Source organism: Acinetobacter sp. GN11 (assembly GCF_054823985.1).
Genome location: NZ_JRVL01000179.1, coordinates 1 through 10,589 on the forward strand (window position 1 = coordinate 1; position 10,589 = coordinate 10,589).

Below are 10,589 nucleotides of genomic sequence, written 5' to 3' on the forward strand. Positions count from 1 at the left end.
TTTATCAAATCAACGTATATAATGACATCATTTTAGATTAATTTGGATTGGAATTTTATGTCCGATTGGCCACCAAAACCACAAAATGAACCTATAAGCCCTAAACAAAATGGACCAGAATGGCAAATTCTTGAGAAGGCTGTACTTGCTTCAGTCGAGGAACAGCGTCGTAGCCGTCGTTGGGGTATCTTCTTTAAAACATTAACTTTTATTTATTTGTTATTCATTGTTGTACTCATGGGTAAAGGCTGTTCAACCAGCAAAGAAGGCTCTGCTGTAAATAGCAGTAGCGCTCATTTGGCAGTAGTAGATATTATTGGAACTATTGATGCTTCGAGTAATCAAGCGGTCAATAGTGAAGATACGAATAAAGCGCTTAAGCGTGCTTTTGAAGCTTCAAATAGTAAAGCTATTGCACTTAATATTAACTCACCTGGCGGTTCTCCAGTTCAGTCTGATGAAATCTGGCAAGAAATTCGCTATTTGAAAAAAGAACACCCTGACAAAAAAGTCTATGCAGTGATTGGTGATATGGGTGCTTCAGGTGCGTATTATATTGCGTCTGCTGCTGATGAAATTATTGTGAATCCATCGAGTTTAGTCGGTTCAATTGGTGTCATTATGCCGAACTATGGGATTACTGGTTTAGCTCAAAAACTTGGCATTGAAGATCGTACTTTAACGGCAGGAACGAATAAAGACATTTTAAGTATGACAAAACCGATTGATCCTGTGCAAAAGCAACATATTCAATCTGTTCTTGATAATGTTCATACTCACTTTATCACTGCAGTTAAAGAAGGGCGTGGAAAGCGTTTAAAATCAAATGATCCAGCTATTTTTTCTGGTTTATTCTGGACTGGTGAACAAGCAATCCAGTTAGGTGTTGCTGACCGTTCAGGTAACATTACGAGCTTGATGCGTGAACTAAAGCTTGATAATAAAGTTGACTACACAATTGAGCGTAACCCATTACAATCAATTTTAGGTCGTATGGGTGCACAAATAGGGCAAGGGGTAAGTGAATCAATTGCTCAAGAAGTGCAGACTCGTCAAAGCGCAAAATTACAATAAAATCTGTTTTAGGATAGCGGTATGTCAATGAAACCAGTTATACACTTTGCTCATGCTAATGGCGTACCTTCAAAAGTGTATCAAAAACTGTTTGACCAGTTGAAAGGGGAATATGACATTATTTATGTTCCCTTGATTGGTCCTGATAAACGTTATCCTGTGACGAATCATTGGCCTGCTTTGGTTGATCAGGTGATTGACAGCATTGTGCGGCAGGCGAAAGGACGTAAAGTTATTGGACTTGGGCATTCTCTTGGTTCGGTTTTAACGTTGATGGCATCTTTTCAGCGTCCTGAACTCTTTTCTCAAGTGATTATGTTAGACCCGCCTCTTATTTTGGGGCGATATTCATTTGCTTTTCATATGGCAAAACTATTCCGTCCTAAATTAGTTGATGCAATGACACCAGCGGGTTTATCTGCACGCCGTCGTGAACATTGGGAATCGAGAGAGCAGGCTGCTGAGTTATTACGTCCTAAAGGTTTCTATAAAGATTTTGATGAAGATTGTTTTCAAGCCTACATCGACTATGCTTTGAAAGAAGATTCGGTTCGCGGTGGAGTAACTTTAACGATTTCTCGTGAGGATGAAGTTGCAATTTTCCGTAAAAATCCTTCTTGGTGGTGGCTGCCTATGCCAAAACCTAAAATGCCTGTGCATTTAGTGGTAGGTAAAGGAAGTGATTTCTTAAAAAGAGGCTTTCCTCAAATGGCAAAGCGAAAAATGGGAATTCCGTTTACTGTGGTTGAGGGTGGGCATATGTTTCCTCTAGAACATCCTATTGATACAGTGAATGCTATAAAGAAATTGATTCATCATCAGCCAAATTAATTTTTAGACTTATAAAAAAGGACATGCTGGCATGTCCTTTTTTATTTTTGCTTTTAAGTAAAAAGTTTTACCAATTTGCAAAACGAATAGGGTGTTCAAGAACTTGATCACGGAAATAAGCTTGACCATTTTTCCATGTAAGTTGACCGTTACATAACCACTCTGCTACTTGTGGGTAGATAAAGTGTTCAAGTGTATGCACTCGATTTGCTAATGAAGCGGCAGTATCATGTTCTTTAACTGAAATAGCGGATTGGGCAATTGATTGACCAGAATCCAGTTCTGCAGTTACAAAGTGTACGGTACAACCATGTAAACGATCACCTGTGTTTAAAACACGTTGATGAGTATTCACACCTTTATAAGCTGGAAGAAGTGAGGGGTGTATGTTCAGCATTTTCCCTTGCCATTTGTTGACAAAGGTGGGAGTTAAAATGCGCATGAAACCGGCTAAAATAATCACATCCACTTGCCAAGCCAAGAGCTGTTGATGCATTGCTTCATCAAACACTTCACGAGTTGGAAAGTCTTTATGGGAAATAACTGCCGTAGCAATATTGGCTTTTTGAGCACGCTCTAGGGCATAAGCATCTGCTTTATTAGACAGTACACCTACAATTTGCCCTGATAGATTTGCATCTATCAAGGCTTGTAAATTACTGCCGTTCCCAGAGACTAGAACAGCAATTTTTATCATGCAAAGATCACACGAATTTTTTCGTCTGCACCTTCCACTGATTCAGCATTTTCTTGGATATGTCCAATTTTCCAAGCTTTTTCACCTTGAGCATTAAGCACTTCAATTGCTTTTTCTGCATCATTTACATCAACAGCAATGACCATGCCTACGCCACAGTTAAACGTACGGTACATTTCAAAGCGTTCTACATTGCCTTCGCGTTGTAGAAGTTGGAATAATTCAGACCATTCCCACGAAGCTTCATCAATGACTGCTTGAGCACCATTTGGTAATACACGTGGTAAGTTACCCGGTAAACCGCCACCAGTGATGTGTGCCATAGCATGTACATCAACTTGTTTGCAAAGTTCAAGAACTGGTTTTACATAGATACGTGTTGGTTCCATTGCAACGTCTGCAAGAGGCCGACCATCAATTACTTGAGTTAAATCAACGTTTTTAACGTCTAAGATTTTACGTAGTAATGAGTAACCATTCGAGTGAGCACCACTTGATGCAACACCGATAAGTACGTCACCAGACTTTACTTTAGAGCCATCAATAATTTTGCTTTGCTCAACAACACCAACAGCAAAACCAGCAAGATCGTAATCTTCGCCTTCATACATGCCTGGCATTTCTGCGGTTTCACCACCTACAAGTGCGCAACCTGCAAGCTCACAACCTTTACCAATACCCGTAACAACATTTGCAGCAACGTCAACATTTAAGTGACCAGTTGCGTAGTAATCAAGGAAGAATAATGGTTCTGCACCACAAACTAAAAGATCATTTACACACATAGCCACAAGATCTTGGCCGATTGTGTCATGACGATTAAGATTAAGCGCCAAACGTAATTTAGTTCCTACACCATCAGTTCCAGAAACTAAAACAGGCTCTTCATAACCTTTAGGAATTTTGCATAGTGCACCAAAGCCACCAAGACCGCCCATTACTTCAGGACGACTTGTACGTTTAGCGACTGACTTGATACGATCGACCAGTGCGTCGCCCGCTTCAATGTCGACACCCGCATCTTTGTAGCTTAAACCGGTATTTGGGGTAGAAGTTGAGTTGCTCATAAATGAAGTCTCCGCATTGGCGGCAGATTATAACCTGAATATACGAAACTCTTATGTTATTTATGCTCGAAAATGCTATCTTTAATAAAAATATTTTTTCATTTATAACGATTAAATCAAAAAAGGCTAGATTTTATGCAAGATCGTATACTGCGCCGTATTCTTTTACTCGCAGGTATTGTATTGCTGGTATGGGTATTGTACTTACTCAAGCCTGTAGTCATTCCTTTTATCGGTGCTTTTTTCCTGGCTTATTTATTCAGTCCACTTGTTGATGTCCTGGTAAAAATCAAATTACCTCGCTGGTTAGCAATTAGTGTGGTTTTTATAGGAATCGGTGTAACCTTAACTATTGCACTCTGGTATTTGGTTCCTCTGATCTGGAAACAATTGGTTTACGCCCGAGATAGCATTCCAGCAGGTATTCACTGGATTAATGCAGAACTATTGCCATGGGTTTCTTCAACATTTAATGTTCAGCAAATGGAAATTGATACAGATCAAATGTCCAAAGCTGTCATGGATTACGTTCAGACAAATTACAGTGCCGATAGTATTCAAGCTGTCCTATTAAAGCTTGCACAATCAGGTCTCAATTTTATTCAGATCGGTGGAACAGTTGTTTTAATTCCAATTATTGCTTTTTATTTTTTACTAGACTGGGACCGTATGTTACAAAACTTACGTCGTCTCATTCCACGCCCATATGAAGCAACTACTTTACAGATCGTTAGCGAATGTCATAGCGTTTTAGGAGCGTTTGTTAAAGGTCAGTTTCTCGTCATGCTATTGCTCGGCGTAGTATACGCAGTTGGTTTGCAGCTCATTGGTTTGGAAGTTGGTCTTATTATTGGTATGGTGGCTGGTCTTGCCAGTATTATTCCTTATTTAGGATTTGCCGTAGGTATTATTGCGGCTGTTATTGCTAGCTTGTTCCAGTTCGGATTGGACTGGATGCATCTATTACTCGTTGGCATAGTTTTTATGATTGGCCAAGCGGTAGAAGGTTATATTCTACAGCCATTCCTACTGGGCGATAAAATTGGTTTATCTCCTGTAGCAGTTGTTTTTGCCGTATTGGCGGGTGCACAGCTTGCCGGTTTCTTGGGAATGTTGATTGCATTGCCTGTTGCTGCTGTTATTGTGGTGTTGTTGAAGCATTTAAGAGAGAATTATGAAAGAAGCTCACTTTATGCTCCACCTTCTACTTTATTGATACAAGAAGGCGGCAATATTGAGCAAATTCATGTAGAAACTGAAAGCACTAAGCTTGATCTTGAGGTTAAAACACAGCAAGATACAGATAGACTGAAACCATCTGACCAGAAATAATTTCAAGGTTAATTCAATATATGCGTCAACTCCAACTGGATATAGAACCTCAACTTGATGCCCGAATTAGTGATTTTTCGGGACCGAGTTGGGGGAATGTAGTCGATGCTGTGCGTCAACTACATGCTGGTCTGGTAAGTAGGTTTTACATCTACGGTGGAGCAGGGACAGGTAAGAGTCATTTACTTTCTGCAATTTGTGATTCTTATTTAGAAATAGGCAAATCTGCAATTAAAGTTTCTTTGCTTGAACTCCTTGATGCTCCTATCGAAGCAATTACTTCTTTAGAGCATTATGACCTTGTTGCTTTGGATGATATTGAATCGATTAGTGGTGTGCCTCATTGGCAAAAAGCTGTCTTTCATTTAATGAATAATCACGAAGGACAGTTAGTATTTTCTTCGCGTGTAGCGCCTATAGAATTAAAGTTGGAATTACCAGATTTGCAGTCACGACTTACACAAGCTGTCAGTGTTAAAGTGCCGAGTGGAAGTTTATATGCGGATCGCTATGCTTTGGTTACATCTGTAATGTCTAGACGTGGTATTCATTTTGATCAGCAAATTGTTGACTATTTATTGTTACACGGCCCTCATCAGGCTTCACTTTTGCTACAGACAGTTGCCCAATTAGAAAAACTGCTCAAAGGCGAAAAAACAAAACTTTCGAATGCAACTTTAAGACAAATTTATGCTTTGATTGATGAATATCAACAATAGATATTTTTTAATCTTGTATTATTGCCTCACCTGCGCACATAAAAAACTATTAAAAATAGAGTGTATGGCACAAGATTTCTAATTTCAGAGCACTTACCTCTATATCTTTTTAAATTTCCTTCTAATTAGTAAATATTCACATTTTTGTATTTAAAAAAGTTTTTTAAATGTATGAAGCTTTTTGTAATCTGGTTCAAAAATGACTCTACAGACCGACCAAAATGTCTTGAGAAATTCTACTTGCTGTGACAAAGTACGCACAAAGGATGCGATTGCAAAAGCGGAAATTTTGCAATATTGACAAAAAAAATGAAAAAGATGTAAGGAGATGGGTATGCTCAAACGGAGCATTGCTTTTGCTTTATTGGCTGCTGCTGGACACGCTTATTCTGCCGATATTCAAGTCACAAGCTTAATTGATGAAGATAAAGACGATACGCTATGTACGTTGCGTGAGGCTGTACAATTTCTTAATTATCGAGCATCTTCCAATGCTGCTGATGTCGAAAAATATGCAACTGGTTATCATGGATGCGGAGGTAAAGACGCCTCTTCAAACATTATTTTAAAGCGTGATAAAGAATATGCATTGAATGAAAGTATAACAATTACAGGTGCTCTAAATATTCTTACAGAGAGTGACTCAAGTTTTATTGATAATGATGCTCCGGGGACTCATAACGCTAGCATTAAAATGGCGGGTACAGACCGCCTGTTTAAAATTGATGATAATAATGTTGAAAAAGCCTCGTTCTCTGTCTCTTTGAGTGATCTAAATTTACAAGGTGCAGGCCCTAACACTTCGGCATTAGATGGAGGATTAATTTATAACCATGAACAATTAATTATTAAAAATTCACGTTTGCTTAATGGTTATGCTACCCGTGGTGGTGCAATTTATAATGCTGGTAATTTATCTAATACGACAAGAACAGCTGGTACAGTTACCCTTACCAATAATTTAATACAGAATAATAAAGCGAGTCAGGGAGCAGTTTTATATAGTGAAATGCCTCTTTATTATATTACTCAATCTGTTTTACGTGATAATGAAGTTACATCCGCAGATAATGCCTTATTGTATGTTCAAACTAAGTTTGCAGATGAAAGTACTGGAGGTTATTTAACTTCACGTGCTATTGGATTAAGTAATAGTACAATTTTTCATAATAAAGGTGGTTTTATTGCAAATATCCGAGATGGAATGTTTGTGAATAACATTACTATGATTAAAAATGACAAAGGACTATTTCTTGATGCCCCTCAAGGAAATGCTTCTGTTTCAAACAGTATATTAGTAGGGAATACTCTAAATTGTCAGGTAGCTACAACCGATAAAGCAATTATACAAAGTAATTTGGTTACTGCTGAATGTAACCGAAATGCGACCTCAAAGCTTCCTAATATTCTTTATCCTGCTAATGAAAAATTAATTGCGGGAGATACAGATGAAGGTGTGTGCGATGTAACTGCTCAAAATGGATTGTTATGCCCTTATAACACGCCAAAAAATAGCTTTCTGGGTTTCTTTAGACCACGATTACTTGAGAATTATAAAAATTTAGCTGAATCATTGATCATTAATAAAGGACGTCTTTATAGTGATGGCTCTTCAATTGGTTTAGCGAGTTGTGAAAGATATGATCAACGTGGTAAGAGTCGAAGTGGATATGATGAACTCTGCGATTTAGGTGCAATCGAATATATTGTAGATAGTGAAGTCTCTTCAGTTGGTCAAGATATTAAATATGGCCAAGTTGCAAAATTCGGTATTTTAGGTTCTTTAAGTGAAGCTGATTTGGTTACGCCTGCTACGTGTAAGCGCTTGTTTGGTGCGCGTGCTGATGGCAAAGACTGGCAACCAGGATGTCTTAAAGTTAGACAAAGCACAGATACTCCAGTTTCAAAAGGTAGTATAACCTTAGATCAAAATGGTAATGTGATTTATACGCCAAATGGAAATTGGCATGGCGCAGATATCTTTAGTATTCAGGTGATTACTAGCGTATCTCGTTTTAATGAGGGTGAAGAGTTTCAATATATTACTATCCCAACAAGAATTGTTCAGGAGCCTTTATCTGGAATTGAAGATAAATCTGTGAGTACTGGCGGTGGGGGAAGTATAGGCGGTGGTTTAATTTTAGGGTTATTTGGATTAATTGCATTACGCCGTTTCAAGTCATAAACAGGGATGTGGGCTATGAAAAATTATCAAAAAGCGCTGGGTGTAATTACTGTTATCGCAGCAATGCCTTTAATGGCTCAAACAACAATAAAAGTTACAACATTTGCTGATGAGGATAATGAGAACATGAATGCATGTTCTCTACGTGAAGCTATTACAGCAGCTGAAATGCGTAAATCTTATGGGGGATGTCAGGTTTCTGCAATTGATGCAAACTACACAATTCAACTAGAAGGTGGTACTTACACCTTAAATAAAGAATTAACCCCTAAAATCGGTTTGAATATTATTGGGAAAGAAGCGACGGATTGGGAGCGAAAAGGAGTTCTAACTAATGACTATCCAGCCCAAAAAGCGCTTGAAACTCGTATAAATGCTGGGGGAAAATCACGTATCTTTAATACGGCTGTTTACCAGCAACCTTTAACATTAACTAATATTATTTTGGAAAATGGTAAAAGTACTGAGTCTGGTGGTGCAATTTATGCTGGCGCTGATGTAACTCTAAAAAATAGTCAGATATTAAACTCACAGGCCTCTAAAGGTGGAGCAATTTACCTTGGCGGTAATACTGCCAGTTTAACGATGAGTCATTCTTTAATTCAAAACAATGGCCAGACTTCAACTGAAGGTAGTATTCTCGCAATGAGTTGTATGTTTAATACTTCATATAGCGCACGTACTATATCATTGGATTCAAATAGTTTTGTTAATAATGGATCGACTAGTTCAATAAGTGCTTTTAATTTTTGTGGTAGCCCTACAGCATCCTTTACAAATAATACAATCGCACAAAATATTGCGAGTCTAACCAATGGTAGTATTCTTAAATTTACAGGTGATGCTGATCCATCAAAAAATCAAACCAGTAATTTAAGTTCGGCTAGTAGTTTAACATTGCAAAATAATACGATTGTTGAGAACTCTGCAAACACAACTTTTTTATATGATAAATTAGGTGATAAAAATTTAGATTTTAATGTATTAGCTTTTAATGAAGGGGCTTATGCTTGCCGATATTTACTTGGGGCAGCAGCTGAGGAAAAAGATACTGGACTAGACTTGAGGTTTAATGCTTTAAACTTAACAGGCAATGCGCCTAAATGTGATGTACCCAAAGAAGTAGTTCCTACAGGTAATACTAATATTGATGTAAAAAATAATACTTTAAATACTTTATTAGAGCCTTTAAAAGGACCTAATGAAAATAATGGTTTTTTACCAATTTACTATCCTAAAAATAATTTTTCAGAGCCAGATTTAATTGATGTAGATTCAGAAAATAAAGTTACTTGCCAGACTCAAGATCAGCGTGGGTTAGCTAGGTTGGTAAGTAATACATACTATTATCAAACTTTAAATAAAAATAGTTGTGATATTGGTTCGGTTGAGTTGATGAAACTTACGGCAGGTGATCTAGAAGGTTTAGGTAATATTTCATTTACGACTTTAATAGAGACATATCAAAAAAGCTATGATTTGTATGATAGCCTGCTCAAAGATCCAACTACGCCATCAAACTTTATCGTTTACTATAAAGTTCGTTTAGCTGAATTTAAGGATTTACTCGATAAATTTAAAAATGATACGGCTCATGTAAATACAAAATATCGAGCAATTTATATAGATTTAAAAAATTATGGTTTTCCTCTACCAACTGAAGACAGTAACCATGTGTTAAAGTTTTTTAATACGGCTGATTATAATGTTAAAGCAGAACCTTTGGGTGTGGCGCAAAAAGTAGAAGATTTAACTCCTAAAACAGAAACTAAGAAAAACCAGAGATGTGTGTGGAATCCAACCGTACAGCAAATTCTTTTTTATCGTGTCGATGATGATGTTACTTCAAGTACAACTAATGAATTTTGTAAATATACAATTACAACTAAAGCTGGTGTGGAACTTAGTAGTGGATTAATTAAAGCAAAATTTGCAAATATTGCTCCTGTTTCTGGAGATGGCACAGTAACTTTTAAGTATTTAGCAAATGAAATGATTCCTTTGAATTTACTCAAATATGCGAATGATGATGGTGATGGGCCAGTTAGTACACTTATTACAAAGCCTGATAAGCCTCAATTTGCGGACTTACCAATTTATTTACCAAGCAAAGCTTCAAAAGATGGAATTTTTACGGTCGTTAAGGCAGATCGAGAAGGGCCTTGTCCTGGTAAAGACAGTAAAAATACATGTTACGGTGGTAATATTTATATTCAAGCAAAAAATGTCTTTAACACTTTTAACGATACACTATCTTATAATGTCTATGATGCTAATGGATTAATTTCAGCGAAACCTGGGACAATTAATCTAATAAGTACCGCAACTACTACAGATGATTCTCGAAGTGGTGGCGGTGGTGGGGGAAGTTTAGGAATTTTTTCTATAGCATCCTTACTTGGTTTAGCGATCTATAGACGCTACCGTAAATAAACGATATAAAATAAAAAAGCCTCCAGTTGGAGGCTTTTTTATAGAAACTAGAATCTATATAAGTTATGAAACTTGCGGTGTGAGCTTCACATACTTAGATTAATGTTCTAAATACTTGTTCATATACTCTTCACGAATAGCTGTTCTTTCTTCACCATTCGCTTTAAGCATGCGCTGGCGTAAATCATTACGCTCTTGCGTACTCATTTTTTGCCATGCTTCACGCATTTTTTCTTTTTCAGCATCGGGGA

At 37.3% G+C, this 10,589-nt stretch carries 8 protein-coding genes and 1 pseudogene; 6 read left to right on the plus strand and 3 right to left on the minus strand.

Annotation, left to right across the window (positions count from 1 at the left end; translation table 11 throughout):
• Nucleotides 1–57: 57 nt before the first annotated feature.
• Both sppA and NL42_RS14925 read left to right on the plus strand, forming a co-directional pair.
• Nucleotides 58–1,074, plus strand: a complete 1,017-nt coding sequence (gene sppA, locus NL42_RS14920) for a signal peptide peptidase SppA (protein ID WP_461313333.1) — start codon at nucleotides 58–60, stop codon at nucleotides 1,072–1,074.
• Between the two features lie 21 nt (nucleotides 1,075–1,095).
• The gene (locus NL42_RS14925; RefSeq protein ID WP_461313334.1) at nucleotides 1,096–1,905 is read left to right on the plus strand and encodes an alpha/beta fold hydrolase; all 810 of its coding nucleotides are present in this window, start codon (nucleotides 1,096–1,098) and stop codon (nucleotides 1,903–1,905) included.
• A 67-nt stretch (nucleotides 1,906–1,972) separates the two neighbouring features.
• Here NL42_RS14925 and purN read toward each other — a convergent pair whose 3' ends face one another.
• Together purN and purM are read right to left on the minus strand one after the other, a co-directional pair.
• Complete coding sequence (gene purN, locus NL42_RS14930) at nucleotides 1,973–2,602, minus strand: phosphoribosylglycinamide formyltransferase (protein ID WP_461313335.1); 630 nt, start codon at nucleotides 2,600–2,602, stop codon at nucleotides 1,973–1,975.
• A complete protein-coding gene (gene purM / locus NL42_RS14935; protein WP_461313336.1) occupies nucleotides 2,599–3,669 on the minus strand; it encodes a phosphoribosylformylglycinamidine cyclo-ligase in 1,071 nt (356 codons plus the stop codon). Before purM ends, purN begins: the two co-directional genes overlap by 4 nt.
• A gap of 135 nt (nucleotides 3,670–3,804) precedes the next feature.
• Between purM and cxpE the strand changes: the two genes are divergently transcribed.
• The 4 genes from cxpE to NL42_RS14955 all read left to right on the plus strand — a co-directional run bounded on the left by cxpE (nucleotide 3,805) and on the right by NL42_RS14955 (nucleotide 10,338).
• Nucleotides 3,805–5,001 carry a chloramphenicol efflux transporter CxpE gene (cxpE, locus tag NL42_RS14940; RefSeq protein ID WP_461313337.1) on the plus strand — a complete coding sequence of 399 codons (1,197 nt, stop codon included), beginning with the start codon at nucleotides 3,805–3,807 and terminating at the stop codon, nucleotides 4,999–5,001.
• 20 nt (nucleotides 5,002–5,021) lie between these two features.
• Nucleotides 5,022–5,720, plus strand: a complete 699-nt coding sequence (hda, locus tag NL42_RS14945; protein ID WP_003650214.1) for a DnaA regulatory inactivator Hda — start codon at nucleotides 5,022–5,024, stop codon at nucleotides 5,718–5,720.
• Between the two features lie 334 nt (nucleotides 5,721–6,054).
• Nucleotides 6,055–7,905, plus strand: coding sequence for a rhombotarget A (gene rbtA / locus NL42_RS14950; RefSeq protein ID WP_461313338.1), 1,851 nt, complete (start codon nucleotides 6,055–6,057; stop codon nucleotides 7,903–7,905).
• A gap of 15 nt (nucleotides 7,906–7,920) precedes the next feature.
• Complete coding sequence (locus NL42_RS14955) at nucleotides 7,921–10,338, plus strand: CSLREA domain-containing protein (RefSeq protein WP_461313339.1); 2,418 nt, start codon at nucleotides 7,921–7,923, stop codon at nucleotides 10,336–10,338.
• Between the two features lie 99 nt (nucleotides 10,339–10,437).
• Here the strand turns inward: NL42_RS14955 and NL42_RS14960 are convergent.
• Nucleotides 10,438–10,589: pseudogene (locus NL42_RS14960) on the minus strand (DUF3106 domain-containing protein); the annotation flags it as partial.